Origin of the sequence: Streptomyces olivaceoviridis, assembly GCF_014650115.1 — a bacterium.
Classification (GTDB): Bacteria; Actinomycetota; Actinomycetes; order Streptomycetales; family Streptomycetaceae; genus Streptomyces; species Streptomyces olivaceoviridis.
In genome coordinates this window covers 362,790-376,678 of record NZ_BMUI01000005.1, presented here as the reverse complement: position 1 = coordinate 376,678, position 13,889 = coordinate 362,790, and the positions used below count along the sequence as shown (strand labels likewise).

At 73.9% G+C, this 13,889-nt stretch carries 11 protein-coding genes, 1 tRNA gene and 1 pseudogene; 8 read left to right on the top strand and 5 right to left on the bottom strand.

The genetic code is table 11. From position 1 onward, the window contains the following. Positions 1 to 188 precede the first annotated feature (188 nt). Positions 189 to 722, bottom strand: coding sequence for an STAS domain-containing protein (locus IE273_RS12960; RefSeq protein ID WP_189815266.1), 534 nt, complete (start codon positions 720 to 722; stop codon positions 189 to 191). A gap of 130 nt (positions 723 to 852) precedes the next feature. Between IE273_RS12960 and IE273_RS12955 the strand changes: the two genes are divergently transcribed. Continuing rightward, positions 853 to 1,203, top strand: a complete 351-nt coding sequence (locus IE273_RS12955; protein WP_189815265.1) for a helix-turn-helix transcriptional regulator — start codon at positions 853 to 855, stop codon at positions 1,201 to 1,203. A gap of 247 nt (positions 1,204 to 1,450) precedes the next feature. After that, entirely contained in the window at positions 1,451 to 2,143 is a 693-nt protein-coding gene (locus IE273_RS12950; RefSeq protein ID WP_189815264.1) for an alpha/beta fold hydrolase, read from the top strand. A 6-nt stretch (positions 2,144 to 2,149) separates the two neighbouring features. On the opposite strand, the gene IE273_RS12945 is transcribed toward IE273_RS12950, so the two are convergent. Continuing rightward, complete coding sequence (locus tag IE273_RS12945) at positions 2,150 to 2,512, bottom strand: hypothetical protein (protein ID WP_189815263.1); 363 nt, start codon at positions 2,510 to 2,512, stop codon at positions 2,150 to 2,152. 230 nt (positions 2,513 to 2,742) lie between these two features. Here IE273_RS12945 and IE273_RS12940 point away from each other — a divergent pair, with 230 nt between their 5' ends. The 3 genes from IE273_RS12940 to IE273_RS12930 all read left to right on the top strand — a co-directional run bounded on the left by IE273_RS12940 (position 2,743) and on the right by IE273_RS12930 (position 5,154). After that, a complete protein-coding gene (locus tag IE273_RS12940) occupies positions 2,743 to 3,063 on the top strand; it encodes a hypothetical protein (protein WP_014670642.1) in 321 nt (106 codons plus the stop codon). A 154-nt stretch (positions 3,064 to 3,217) separates the two neighbouring features. Beyond that, positions 3,218 to 4,048, top strand: a complete 831-nt coding sequence (locus tag IE273_RS12935; RefSeq protein WP_189815262.1) for a PP2C family protein-serine/threonine phosphatase — start codon at positions 3,218 to 3,220, stop codon at positions 4,046 to 4,048. A gap of 92 nt (positions 4,049 to 4,140) precedes the next feature. Further along, positions 4,141 to 5,154, top strand: a complete 1,014-nt coding sequence (locus IE273_RS12930) for an MASE1 domain-containing protein (protein ID WP_189815261.1) — start codon at positions 4,141 to 4,143, stop codon at positions 5,152 to 5,154. A gap of 51 nt (positions 5,155 to 5,205) precedes the next feature. On the opposite strand, the gene IE273_RS12925 is transcribed toward IE273_RS12930, so the two are convergent. Continuing rightward, complete coding sequence (locus IE273_RS12925) at positions 5,206 to 5,556, bottom strand: hypothetical protein (RefSeq protein WP_189815260.1); 351 nt, start codon at positions 5,554 to 5,556, stop codon at positions 5,206 to 5,208. 133 nt (positions 5,557 to 5,689) lie between these two features. Between IE273_RS12925 and selA the strand changes: the two genes are divergently transcribed. Continuing rightward, positions 5,690 to 7,093: an L-seryl-tRNA(Sec) selenium transferase gene (selA, locus tag IE273_RS12920; protein WP_189815259.1), complete on the top strand. Its 1,404-nt coding sequence runs from the start codon at positions 5,690 to 5,692 to the stop codon at positions 7,091 to 7,093. A gap of 457 nt (positions 7,094 to 7,550) precedes the next feature. Beyond that, positions 7,551 to 9,308, top strand: a pseudogene (locus IE273_RS12915) (SelB domain-containing protein); the annotation flags it as partial. 14 nt (positions 9,309 to 9,322) lie between these two features. Here the strand turns inward: IE273_RS12915 and IE273_RS12910 are convergent. Continuing rightward, positions 9,323 to 9,415: transfer RNA gene (locus IE273_RS12910), tRNA-Sec, on the bottom strand. 37 nt (positions 9,416 to 9,452) lie between these two features. Between IE273_RS12910 and selD the strand changes: the two genes are divergently transcribed. Then, positions 9,453 to 10,466 carry a selenide, water dikinase SelD gene (gene selD / locus IE273_RS12905; RefSeq protein WP_189815258.1) on the top strand — a complete coding sequence of 338 codons (1,014 nt, stop codon included), beginning with the start codon at positions 9,453 to 9,455 and terminating at the stop codon, positions 10,464 to 10,466. 47 nt (positions 10,467 to 10,513) lie between these two features. Here the strand turns inward: selD and fdh are convergent, their stop codons facing one another. Then, a complete protein-coding gene (gene fdh / locus IE273_RS12900; RefSeq protein WP_229887208.1) occupies positions 10,514 to 13,774 on the bottom strand; it encodes a formate dehydrogenase in 3,261 nt (1,086 codons plus the stop codon). Positions 13,775 to 13,889 lie beyond the last annotated feature (115 nt).

Sequence of the window (13,889 nt, the reverse complement as noted above, 5' to 3'; positions counted from 1 at the left end):
CGTGGATCGCAGCACCTCACCGAGGTGCAACCATGCGAGCCGCATAGCTCCCCCTTTCTCTCGTTGATAACAAGTCGTCCGAGAGAAGGAGTTGGACCCACCGGAAGTATGTCTCAGTCATCGATCGCCATGGGGCTGTTCGGCAAAACAACCGCCGAACCCGCCTCCGGCGGGTCGCGGACCGTGTCTCAGCAGCGCGGGGCCTGGCGGCAACCGGTCCCGTCCGTGCGGGTGCGGGAGGACATGGCGCCTGGTGATGTCCCTGCTTTCGGGGAGGGGGCGCCGGCCGGGGCTGGGTGACGCAGTTCGATGGGCGGCGGGTCCGGCGGCGTGAACAGCTCCCGGGCTCCGAGGAGGGCGAGCAGCCGGTCGACCATGCGGTTGCCGACGCGGATGACGACCGTTTTGCCCTGGGTGTCGGCTCGCTGTCGAAGCTCCATCAGTACACCGAGGCCGGCGCAGTCGCAGAAATCGAGCCCGCCCAGGTCCAGGTCGAGGCCGTGCTCCGACGCGGCGAGTGCTTGGTGCAGGCCGGGGCGGAGCCGGTCCGCGGAGTCCAGGTCCAGCTCACCCAGGACCTGGACGCGGATCCGGCCCCCGCGCGGTGTGCAGGAGGCGGTCGCCAGGCCGGTCGGCAGGGGCCTGTCCGGGGTCTCCCGGCTTCCCGGGCAGGGCAGGCCGGGCCCGCCGGCGAGCTGGGCCTGGTGGATGCGGTGGTACATGGCTTTCTCCCGCATGTGTGCGCAGGGGGCTGACTCAACGCTGCCCCCTCACCCGGATGTACGTCAACTAATACACGAATCTCAATACGTGTTTTTGAGTGCATGAATGTCCAGTCGCTAGACTCGGGGCATGGATGGAGTGCCTGAGTCGCACAGCGGGTGGACCTTCCTGACGAACCATGCCCGCGTGCTTGCGGCCGTCGCGGACAACCCACATGCGCGCATCCGGGACATCGCCGCGCGCTGTCGGCTCACCGATCGCGCTGTGCAGAAGATCATCGTGGACCTGGAGCAGGATGGTTACCTGTCTCACACCCGGGAGGGGCGCGGCAACACCTACCGGATCGATCCCAGCAGGACCCTGCGGCATCCGGCCGAGGCGGGAATCGGCCTCACGGTGGCCTCGCTCCTGTCGATGCTCGTCCGGGACGAGGCACAGCGTTCGGGGCAGCCCGATTCGACCGGCGCGATGACGGTCTGAGGGCACCCACCGCACGTCGGCCGCCCCGCGACCGGCCAGGAGGACGTCGTCGCGGAGGCGCCGTGGGGCGTGGCGTGCCGGCCTCGCAGAGGATCACCGACCCCCGAAGCCGGCCGACACGCGCGCGGACCGCCCGGATTTCCGCTTTCGCGCGCGGGACGATGGACGCCGGCCGTCCGCCGGGTGTGGAACCCGCGCCGGCCGTGATGACATGATCAGCCGGAGTACGACGGGGGAGGCGCCGCCGATGAGGCTGCACACGCACGAGTGGGGGACCGGCGACCGGGTCGCCGTCCTCGTGCACGGAATCATGTCCGACCACCGCACCTGGCACCGGGTCGCACCGGTCCTCGCCGGCAAGGGCTACCGGGTCATCGGCGTGGACCTGCGCGGGCACGGCGCGAGCGGCCGGGGCGAGTACAGCCCCGAGACCTGGGCGGGCGACCTCGTCGAAACCCTCCCGGAACGGCCGGAACTGGTCATCGGTCACTCGCTCGGGGCCATGGCCCTGGCCGGCGCCGTCGAACGGCTGGCGCCCGCCCGGGCCGTCTACTGCGACCCCGCCTGGGACCTGCGCCGGAAACTGGTCGAGGCATCCGCCTACTTCGCCGCCTTCAAGTCCGCGAACCGCGCGATGGTCAAGAGCCTCAATCCGCGTTGGGACGACGCCGACGTGGACGTGGAACTGGCCACGCTCGCCGACTGGGACCCCGCCTCGGCCCGCGTCCTGCCGGGCATCTACGCGGTCAGCCGCACGCCGGCGCGTCCGGTGGTGCCCTCCCTGGTGGTACTGGCCGGCGTCGGCGAACTCGTACGGCCCGGTCTGGACGAGGAGTTGGTGCGACGGGGCTTCGAGGTCCGGACGGTCGAGGGAGCCGGGCACTGCGTCTACCGTGACGACTTCGACGGCTTCATGGGCGCGCTCGACGGCTGGGTCTGAGGGGGCTCAGGCCCCCGGCGCCGTGGGGATCGGTCGGCGCGGGTCGAAGACCACGCCGGCGAAGCGGGCGTTCGCGGGCGCCGAGCGGCCGGGGGCGAGCCGCAACGCCGACCCCTTGCACCTCTTCTTCGTGTAGACGACGAGCGGATTCTTCGTCCCGTTACGGGCGCCGCGCGCCTCCTGGGCCATGGCGAGGCACTTGCCGTCCGGGGGGTTGTCGATGGCGTACGCCTTGCCCCGGGGCCCGGTCCAGACGAACGTGCCGTCGGCGGCGAGCGCGGAACCCGTGGTGGTCAGGGCGAGGGCGAGACCGCCGAGTACGGCGGCCAGCGGACGGCACAGGCGCAGGGGCGCGGCCGTCCTTGGCATGGGGGAGTCCTTCGGCGCGAGGGAGTCCTTCGTCGGGCGGGGTGGGGAAGAGGCGGACCGAGGGGCCGCAGCCGCAATCTCCCACCCCCGCCGCACCGGGCCCCGGAGCCGACACGGGCACGTCCGCCGTCCGGGGGACGGCGCCCGACGCGGGAGGACGCCCCGCTGTGTGCTGTGCGAAGCCCGCGAATCGGGGTAGACGGGGGACGCCCGAGGAAAGGACCCGTCTCATGACGACCTACGTGATCAGCGTCCCCGGCACCTTCACCACCGGGATCGAGGCCGACACCCGCTCCCGGCTGGCCAGAGCGCTCCGGCCCGCCGATCCGCACGGCACGCACATGGGCAGCGCCGAGGACCTGGACGCGCTCAGCGTCAACGACGACAACACCTTCACCCTGCGTCTGACCGTGGAGGCGGACACCGGCCGGCACGCCGAGGAGGAGGCCCGCAGGCTAGCGGACTCCGCGCTCCAGCAGGCGGGACTGGACGAGCGGACGGCACCGCTCGGGCCCGCGGTGATCACCGGCATCGACTCCGAGGTCCGCTGACCGCGAGCACGGCCGGGACTCCGGTCGGGCCGGGGTCCGGGCCCGGCCGGCCACCCCCGAGGCACGATCATCATATTTAGGTAAAATTTAGACGTTTGCCGAGAATTCAGGCGACCGGCCCTCCGAGGGTCACCCGTCCCGCCGGAAGTGATCGATGCCCCGCAAGCGCACCATGGACGAAGGCGACGAGCTGCTGGCCAGACTCGGCTCGCTCACCGCCCAGGCGCGCCGGCGCGCTGAGCTGCAACGCACCCAGGTCGAGCTGGCCATCGCCCTGCAACGCGGCATGCTCCCCCGGGACCTGCCGACCGCGCCCGGCCTCCATCTCGCGGTGCGGTACGCGCCCGCCAACCTCGGTCTCAACGTGGGCGGCGACTGGTACGACGCCTTCGCCATGCCCGACGGCCGGATCGGGCTGTCCATCGGCGACGTACAGGGCCACAACATCGAGGCCGCGGCCTTCATGGGCCAGGTCCGGGCCGGACTGCGGGCGCTCGCCTCGGTCACCGGCGATCCCGGGGACCTGCTGGCCCGCACCAACGACCTGTTGCTCTCCCTGGGCAGCGATCTGTTCGCCACCTGCACCTTCATGCGGCTCGACCCGGCCACCGGGGTGCTGGAGAGCGCCCGGGCCGGTCACATCCCCTCCGTCTGGGCCACGGCGGACGGGAAGTCCGGCGTGATCGACGACGAGGGCGGACCGCCGCTCGGCATCGGACAGGGCATCGAGTTCCCGGTCACCCGGCACCGGCTCACCACCGGCGGGGTCTTCGTCCTGCTCACCGACGGCGTCGTGGAGGGCCCGTCGCTGAACATCGAGGACGGCCTCGACCAGGTGGTACGGCTCGCCGGTATCGCCGCCGTCGCCGCCCTGGAGGCCCGCGCGCTCGCCGCGGCCGTGATCAAGGGCGCCGAGAGCGTCGGGCACGAGGACGACGCCGCCGTCCTGGTGGTGGGCCTGGACGGCCCCGCCGCACCGGCCTGAGCGGCTCCGTGTCCGGCCGCCATCAGCCATCGGGCCGGGCCGCCGACCGCCTCGCCTCGCCGACCGGCGGCCATCGGTGTGAGATTGCTGCTGTGGTGGGTTTCGAGGAGCTGCGCCGGCCGGGCGTCCGGGTGGTCCGACTGCTTGCCGTCGCCGCCTGCTACTACGCGGCGGCCCGGCTCGGCCTGCTGTGCCAGCTGACCGTCGAGGGCGCCGTCGTCACCCCCGTCTGGCCGCCCACCGGCGTCGCCCTCGCCGCGCTGCTCATCCTCGGCCTGGGCTGCTGGCCGGGCATCACGCTCGGCGCCTTCTTCGCCGTCCTGTCCCTCACCACACCCGAACCCGACGTGCTCGGCATCCTCTTCGGGAACACCGCCGCACCCCTGTGCGCGGCACTGCTGCTGCGCCGGGCCGGCTTCCGCACCGACCTCAGCCGGCTGCGCGACGGCCTCGCCCTCGTGTTCCTGGGCGCGTTGGGCGCCATGCTGGTCAGCGCGTCCGTCGGCGTCGGCGTCCTCGCCCTCACGGGCAGCGTGCCCCCGCACAGCTTCTGGCCCGTCTGGCTCGCCTGGTGGGTGGGCGACGCGATGGGTGTCCTGCTGGTCACCCCGCTGCTGCTGTTGCTGCACGGCGCCCGCAGGCCGCTGCCCCTGCGCCGCTGGAAGGAGGCGACCGCGCTGGCCGTCGTCGCCTGCGCCCTCGTACCGCTGGCCGTGTACAGCTCGCTCAGCCTGCTCTTCCTCGTCTACCCGCTCATCATCTGGGCGGCCCTGCGGTTCCAGCTCGTCGGCAGTGTGCTCTGCGCCCTGCTGACCTCCGTGGTGGCCACCGTCGCCGCCACGGACGGCGTCGGCGCGTTCGCCGGGCTGAGCCGGACCGAGATCATGGTGAAGCTCCAGGCCTTCAACGGGGCCATGGCCCTGACCGCGCTGCTGCTGTCCGCCGTGATCATCGAGCAGCGCAACACCCGGAGCTCGGTGGAGAAGGCATGCCAGGAACTGGTGGAGGTGCTGGAACACCTCACCGCGGGCGAGGCACCGCCGCCCCGGCCGCCGACCGAGGCCGACGACATCGACGACCGGCCGTGGCCCACCGGGACACCCTGACCCTCCGGTGGCCCCGGTGAGCCTTCCGCGGGCCCCTCGCCGCCGTGGCTGTCACCGCTCGGAGCGGTTCACCGGCCCCTCGTCGTCACTGCCCGGTTCCGCGGCCGGCGTCCCCGCCGACGGGGCACGGTGCTCGCGGGACGGCGGGTGGGCGGCACCGGTGGCGCCCACCCGACCGCCGCCGGTCGTGCCGTAGCCGCCGGGAATCCCCGGCGGTGTGTCCGCGGCGGCCTGCGCCTCGCTGATGTGCCGTCGGGCCCGGACGTTCGCCCGGCGCTCCGGGTACGGGTAGTCGAACGGCTCGGATCCGGCGCGCTCGCGGTCCGCTTCGCGCTGCCGGCGCGCGGCCCGCTCGGCCGCCGTCGCGTTCTCGTCCTGTCGCTTGCGCTCGTGGTCCTCCATGCGGCGCCGAGTACCCGGGCGGTGGCCACCGCCAACGTCCGTCCCGGCGTGTCGGACGGCCCGCCGGGGGCACTGGGAGACGATGGGCCGAGTCCGTACGGGCACAGGGCCGGACCGGGAGGACAGGGGCGGCATGGAACAGCGGCCGGTACCAGCAGGGGCAGCCGAGGACGGCACGCTCGGCGCGCCCGTGACCACGGACCCGCCCCGGCAGCGGGACGCGGCCGACGACGCACGCCGCCGCATCCCGCGCACCGACGCCCTCCTGCGCGACCCCCGGCTCGCCGAGGCGGTCGAACGGCTCGGCGCGCACCGGGTGAAGGCCGCCGTACGGCAGGCGCAGGAGCGGGCCCGCGCGGGCGGCATCCCACCGGAACAGGTCCCGCAGACGGCCCTGGACCTGCTGCCCGCCGCCGCGAGCGGCCTGCGCCCGGTGCTCAACGCCACCGGGGTGCTGCTGCACACCAACCTCGGCCGGGCCCCGCTGTCCGCCGCCGCCCGGCAGGCCGTCCAGGAGGCGGCCGGTCCCACGGACGTCGAACTCGACCTGGCGACCGGTGTCCGGGCCCGCAGAGGACGCTCCGCGCTCGCCGCGCTGCGCGCCGGGGTGCCGGCCGCCGGCGCCGCGCACGTCGTCAACAACGGCGCCGCCGCGCTCGCCCTCGCCGCCACCGCCCTCGCGGCCGGCAAGGAGATCGTCGTCAGCCGCGGGGAGATGGTGGAGATCGGCGACGGCTTCCGCCTGCCCGACCTGCTCGTCTCGACCGGCGCACGGCTCCGCGAGGTCGGTACGACCAACCGCACGGCCCCCGCCGACTACGCGGCCGTCATCGGACCGGACACCGGGTTCGTGCTGAAAGTGCACCCGTCCAACTTCCTGATCACCGGGTTCACCCGGTCCGCCGAGGTCGCCGACCTCACGGGCCTCGGCGTGCCGGTCGTCGTCGACATCGGCTCCGGGCTGCTCGCGCCGCACCCGGCCCTGCCCGAGGAGCCCGACGCCGACACCCAGCTGCGCGCCGGCGCCGCGCTCGTCACCGCGAGCGGCGACAAACTGCTCGGCGGACCCCAGTGCGGGCTGCTGCTCGGCCGGGAGGACCTGGTCCGCACCCTCGCCCGGCACCCGCTGGCCCGCGCCCTGCGCGTCGACAAGCTGACCCTGGCCGCCCTGGAGGCCACCCTAACCGGCCCGCCCACCCCCACCGCCCTCGCCCTCACCGCCGACCCGGCCCGGCTCCGGGCCCGCGCCGACCGGCTCGCCGCCGGGCTCGCCGCCGACGGGATCGACGTCCTGGCCGTCGAGAGCGCCGCGACAGTCGGCGGCGGAGGTGCCCCCGGCGTCACCCTGCCCAGCGCCGCCCTCTCCCTGCCCGAACCGTACGCCGCCGCGCTGCGCACCGGCCGTATCCCCGTCGTCGGCCGCCTGGAGACGGGCCGCTGCCTGCTGGACCTGAGGGCGGTGCCCCCGGAGGACGACGACCGGTTGGCCGAGGCCGTACGGTCCGCGCGGCCGGTGACGGAAGGGCGGGGAAAGTGACGGGGGAGGCGTGCGGCGGCGCACGGCATCCGGGGCGCCCCCGGAAGAGCGGGCCGTCGTGGGCGGCACGGTTCGCAGTCCCCGTGGAAGGGCGGACGGTGTGATGCTGGTCCTGGTGGAAGGGCGGGCATGATGCGCGCTCCGCGGGGAACGACGGGCACGACGGGTGGCACCCCGCGACGGACCGGTGGCGGAGTGGGCGGCGCGCTGCCGGGGACCCGTGGCACGGCCGACGGCCTGATGCGGTGCCGGTATGGCGGGGCGGACGGCACGTCAGGCCCCGTGGCAAAGGGGGCGGTATGACGCCGTCCCCCGGTAGCGGCATGGGCGGCACCTTGCCGAGCCCCCGTGGCACGGCCGACGGCCTGACGCCGGCACCCTGCGAAGGGACGGGCACGATGCCGGCGCCCTGCGAAGCGAGGGGCACGATGCCGGCCCCCCGCGGAAGGGAGGCGTGATGCGCGTTCTCGCGACCGCCGGGCATGTCGATCACGGTAAGTCCGCGCTGGTCCGGGCCCTCACCGGGATGGAGCCCGACCGGTACGAGGAGGAGCGGCGCCGGGGGCTCACGCTGGACCTGGGCTTCGTCTGGACCAGGCTCGGCGGAGACCACCTCGCGTTCGTCGACGTACCCGGTCACGAGCGGTTCGTGCCGACCATGCTGGCCGGTGTCGGCCCCGTACCCGCCGTGCTGTTCGTGGTCGCCGCCGACCAGGGCTGGCAGCCACAGTCGCAGGAGCACCTGGCCATCCTCGACGCGCTCGGCGTCCGGCACGCCGTCCTCGCGGTGACCCGCAGCGACCTCGCCGACCCCGAGCCGGTCCGCGCCGACGCCGTCGAGCGGCTGGCCGGTACCTCCCTCGGCAAGGTGCCCCAGGTCGCGGTCAGCGCGGTCACCGGCGCGGGACTGGACGAACTGCGCGCCGAACTGGCGCGGATGGCCGCCGAGTTGCCCGCGCCCGACACGGAAGCCGACGTACGCCTGTGGCTCGACCGGGCCTTCACCGTCCGGGGCCACGGCACCGTGGTGACCGGCACCCTCGGCGCCGGCACCCTGCGTGTCGGCGACCGGCTGGTCACCCCGGACGGATCGGCCGTCCTGCGGGTGCGCGGCCTCCAGAGCCTCCAGGAGGAGCGGACGGCCGTCGGCGCGGTGGCCCGCGTCGCCGTCAACGTCCACGGCCAGGGGGACACCACCCTGGGCCGCGGCCAGGTGCTGCTCACCCCGGACCGCTGGCTGAACACCGAGGTCGTCGACGTACGGGTCACCGGAGAACCGGTGACCGAGCTGCCCCGGTGCGTCACCCTGCACATCGGAACGGCCGCCGTACCGGTGACCGTCCGCCCGCTCGGCCCGGACACCGCCCGGCTCACCCTGCGCCGGGGGCTGCCCCTCCGGGTCGGCGACCGCGCGGTGCTCCGCGAACCCGGCGGCACCCGCCCGCCCCGCGGCGTCACCGTCCTCGACGTACGGCCGCCCCGGCTGGCCCGCCGCGGCGCCGGCCGCGCCCGCGCGGCCGAGCTGGAGACGCTGACCGGCCGTCCGGACGGCGCCGCCGAACTGCGCCGCCGCAAGCTCGTCCGCCGCGCCGACCTGCGGGCGATGGGCGTCCCGGCGCCCGGCGACCCCGTCGCCGGGGACTGGCTCGCCGACGCGGCGCACTGGAACCTCCTCAAGGACCGGCTGGCCGGCCACGTCCTGGAACACGCCCGCGCCCACCCGCTGGACCCCGGCCTGCCCACCGAGGCGGCCCGCCGGCTGCTCGGCCTGCCCGACCGCGCCCTGGTCGACGCGCTGGCGGCGGCACAGCCCCGGCTCCGGGCGCGGCAGGGCCGGCTGTACCCCGCGGACAGCCCCGGGCCCGCCCTGCCCGCACCCGTCCGCGCCGCCGTGGACGCCCTGCGCCGGGACCTCGCCCGTACCCCGTTCCGCGCCCCCGAGGCCGGGCGGCTCGCCGAACTGGGCCTCGACCGCCGCGCGTTGGCCGCCGCGGCGGCAGCGGGAGTCCTGCTGCGGATCGCCGACGGGATCGTGCTGCTGCCCGGCGCGGACGCCGACGCCGCCGCCGCCCTGCGAGCGCTGCCCCAGCCGTTCACGCTCAGCGAGGCCCGGCGCGCGCTCGACACCACCCGCCGCGTCGCCGTACCGCTGCTGGAGTTCCTGGACGCCCGCGGGTACACGGAACGCGTCGACGAACAGCGCCGGCGCTGCCGTACGGGGGAGGGGAACGGAGGCGGACGGGAATCGAACCCGCCTGCCCGAGATCCTCGGGCACCTCGGTTTTGAAGACCGGGAGGGCCACCAGGCACCCACACGCCTCCACCGCTCGTCAGGCTACTGCCCCAGGAGACCACCGGTATGACAACGACACCGGCCCATCAGGCGCCCGTACGGCTCACGCAGTTCGCCCACGGTGGCGGCTGCGCCTGCAAGATCCCGCCCGGGGAGCTGGAGGAGGTGGTCGCCGGGCTGACCGCACCGCCGCTCGCCGGCGGCGACACCCCGCTGCTCGTCGGCCTCGCCACCGGCGACGACGCGGCCGTGGTCACACACCGGGGGACCGCCCTGGTGTGCACGGCCGACTTCTTCACGCCGGTCGTGGACGACCCCTACGACTGGGGCCGGATCGCCGCCGCCAACGCCCTGTCCGACGTGTACGCCATGGGCGGCCGGCCCGTGCTCGCCGTCAACCTGCTCGCCTGGCCGCGCGACCGGCTCCCGTTCGACCTCGCCCGCGAGGTGCTGCGGGGCGGACTGGACATCGCCACCGAGGCGGGCTGCCACATCGGCGGCGGGCACAGCGTCGACGACCCCGAGCCCAAGTACGGCATGGCTGTCACCGGCATCGCCGATCCGGCGCGACTGCTGCGCAACGACGCCGGCCGCCCCGGGCTGCCGCTGTCGCTGACCAAGCCGCTCGGCATCGGTGTCCTGAACAACCGGCACAAGGCCACCGGCGAGCGGTTCGCGCACGCCGTCGCCACGATGGCGGCCCTCAACCGGGAGGCGTCCGAGGCCGCGCTGGCCGCCGGCGCCGAGTGCGCCACCGACGTCACCGGGTTCGGCTTCCTCGGCCATCTGCACAAGCTGGCCCGCGCCTCGGGCGTCACGGCCGTGGTCGACACCGCCGCCGTCCCGTACCTGGAGGGCGCCCGGGAGGCCGTACGGGACGGGTACGTCAGCGGTGGCACCCGGCGGAATCTGGAGTGGGTCGCGCCGCACACCGACTTCGGGGACACCGACGAGGACACCCGGCTGCTGCTCGCCGACGCCCAGACCTCCGGCGGACTGCTCGTCGCCGGAGAGGTGCCCGGAGCACCGGTGGTCGGGGAGCTGGTGCCGCGCGGAGCCCACTCCGTCGTGCTCAGGTAGGACCCCTCACACCGCGAAGCTCACCCCGCTGCCCGCGCGCACACCGCTCACGGCTCCGTGCCCGTGTGCTCGTCGATGCCCGCCCGGATCCGGTAGGCCCGCACCAGCGCCAGGACCGCCGGACCGCGGGGTCGCCGGCCCGGGCGGATGTCGACGGCGAACGCCTTCGTCTCCTGGATGTGTGTGTTCGGGTCCAGGGACAGGTGCAGCAGCTCGTTGGCCGCGTCCCCGGTGCTGTAGCCGTTCGGGCCCCAGTGGTACGGCAGCCCCACCTGGTGCAGCCGGCGGCCGTGCACGGTCAGCGGGGCCATCCGGTCGGTGACCAGCACCCGCGCCTCGACCACGCCCCGCGCGCTGACGATCGTCGCCCAGCCGGTGTGCGCCAGGCCCCGCTCGGCGGCCAGCTCCGGGGACACCTCACAGAAGAACTCCGGCTGGAGCTCCGCCAGGTAGGGCTGCCAGCGGGACATGCCGCCCGCCGTGTGGTGCTCGGTGAGCCGGTAGGTGGTCGCCACGTACGGGAACACCCCGGAGCCGGGCTCGTCGCCGCTCGGCTGGTAGCGGTTGTCCGGGTGCGGCGGCAGCAACTGCCGTACCGGGTTGCGCTGCTGGTCGTACAGCAGGTTCGGGAACGGGGAGTCCTGCGGCTCGTAGTGGGCGGGCAGCGGTCCGTCGGTCAGGCCGGACGGCACGTACAGCCAGGCCTTGCCGTCGGCCTGCATGATGAACGGGTCCGTGCCGGACAGGGCCTCCGGCCCGCTCGCGTCCTCGGGCGGCTCGTGGTCCGGCGCCTTGTCCTTCTTGAAGTCGGGGACGTCGTGCCCGGTCCACTCGCGCTTGTCCGGGTCCCACCACACCAGCGCCTTGCGCTCGCTCCACGGCCTGCCCTCCGGGTCGGCGGACGCGCGGTTGTACAGGATCCGCCGGTTGGCGGGCCAGGCCCACGCCCACTCGGCCGCCACCCAGTCCTGCTCCCGGCCCGGCTTGCGGCGAGCCGCCTGGTTGACGCCGTCGGCGTACACACCGCAGTAGATCCAGCAGCCGCAGGCCGTCGAGCCGTCGGGCTTCAATTGCTCGTAGGAGGAGAGCGGATTCCCCTCGGCGTCGCGGCCGTTGATCTCCGCGAGGACGGCTTCCGCGTCCGGTTCGGCCTGCCGGCCCTTCGTCGGGTAGTCCCAGGTCAGGTCGAGCACCGGCCGGTCCATCTCGTCGCCGGACCCGGCGAGCTTGCGCCGGATGATCCGCCCCAGGTGGTAGGCGAACCACAGGTCGCTGCGCGAGTCGCCGGGCGGTTCGACCGCCTGGTGGTGCCACTGGAGCAGCCGCTGGGTGTTGGTGAAGCTGCCGTCCTTCTCGGTGTGCGCGGCGGCCGGCAGGAAGAACACCTCGGTGCGGATGTCCTCCGTGCGCAGCTCCCCGGTCTCGATCTCGGGGCCGTCCTGCCACCAGGTCGCCGACTCGATCAGGGAGAAGTCGCGGACGACCAGCCAGTCCAGGTTGGCCATGCCGAGCCGCATCAGCTTGGAGTTGGCGTTGCCCACGGCGGGGTTCTCGCCGAGCAGGAAGTAGCCCTTGCAGACGCCGTCCAGCTGGGCCATCGTCGTCTCGTACGTCGAGTGCGAGCCGGTCAGCCGGGGCAGGTAGTCGAAGCAGAAGTCGTTGTCGGCGCTCGCCGCGTCACCCCAGTACGCCTTGAGCAGGCTCACCACGTACGACCGCATGTTGCCCCAGTAGCCCTTGTGCGCGGCCTCGGCCTCGATGAAGGCGTCCAGGTCCTCGTTCTGGTGGGCGTGCGGCATCGGGATGTAGCCGGGCAGCAGGTTGAACAGGGTCGGGATGTCCGTGGACCCCTGGATGGAGGCGTGACCGCGCAGGGCCAGGATGCCGCCGCCGGGACGGCCGATGTTGCCGAGCAGGGTCTGGAGGACGGAGGCTGCCCGGATGTTCTGCACCCCGACCGTGTGCTGCGTCCAGCCGACCGCGTAGGCGAAGGCCGTCGTCCGGTCCCGTCCGGAGTTCTCCGTGACCAGCTCGCACACCTGCCGGAAGACGTCCTGCGGCACCCCGCAGACCTGCTCGACCAGCTCGGGCGTGTAGCGGGCGTAGTGCCGCTTCAGCACCTGGAACACACAGCGCGGGTGGGACAGCGTCTCGTCCCGTTCCGGTTCCCCCTCACCGATCGCCGCGCCGCCGGCGCCGTGGGCCTCGCCGCGCGCCGCCTCGGACACCGATCTGCCGCCCCGGGTGCGCTCCTCGTACTCCTGGTCGCGCTCCCCGGAGGGCGCCTGCACCTCGGTGCCCTCGTACTGCCAGCTGGTGTTGTCGTAGCTGCGGGTGTCGGCGTCCAGGCCGGAGAAGACGCCGGCCAGGTCCTCGGTGCCCCGGAAGTCCTCGCGCAGGATCATCGGCGCGTTGCTGTACGCCACGATGTACTCGCGGAAGTACTTCTCGTGCCGGAGCACGTAGTTGACGATCCCGCCGAGGAAGGCGATGTCCGTGCCCGCGCGCAGCGGCACGTGCAGGTCGGCGAGCGCGCTGGTGCGGGTGAACCGGGGGTCGACGTGGATCACCTTCGCACCGCGGGCCTTGGCCTCCATCACCCACTGGAACCCGACCGGATGGCACTCGGCCATGTTCGAGCCCTGGATGACGATGCAGTCCGCGTGTTGCAGGTCCTGCTGGAAGGTGGTCGCGCCGCCGCGGCCGAACGAGGTTCCCAGACCGGGAACGGTGGAGGAGTGTCAAACACGCGCCTGGTTCTCGATCTGGATCGCACCCAGCGCGGTGAACAGCTTCTTGAGCAGGTAGTTCTCTTCGTTGTCGAGCGTGGCTCCGCCGAGGCTGGCGATGCCCAGGGTGCGCCGGGTGCGGGTCTGGTCGACCTCCCACTGCCAGCCGGACCGGCGGGCCTCGATCACCCGGTCGGCGATCATGTCCATCGCCGTGTCCAGGTCCAGCCGCTCCCACCGCGTGCCGTGCGGGCGCCGGTAGAGGACCTGGTGCTCGCGGGCGTCGCCGGTGGTCAGCTGGAGGCTCGCCGCGCCCTTGGGGCACAGTCGTCCGCGTGAGATCGGGGAGTCCGGGTCGCCCTCGATCTGGGTGACCTTCTCGTCCTGCACGTACACGTTCTGGCCACAGCCGACCGCGCAGTACGGGCAGACGGACTTCACCACCCGGTCGGCCGAGGCGACCCGGGGTGTGAGCCGTGCGCTGCGTCCGCTCTTCGCGGCGGCGCCGCGACCCAGCGGGTCCGTGCCGGTGAGCTGGCGGTACACGGGCCAGGAGTCGATCCAGGTGCGTACGCCCACGGCTCCTCTCCTCCCGCTCGGTCCCCCGATTGTCCCGCAGCCTGGTGGACACGGCATCTTCGGCCGTGATCGGCGACGGGGTACCCCCGCCGGGCCCGGCCAAACGGATCCGGCA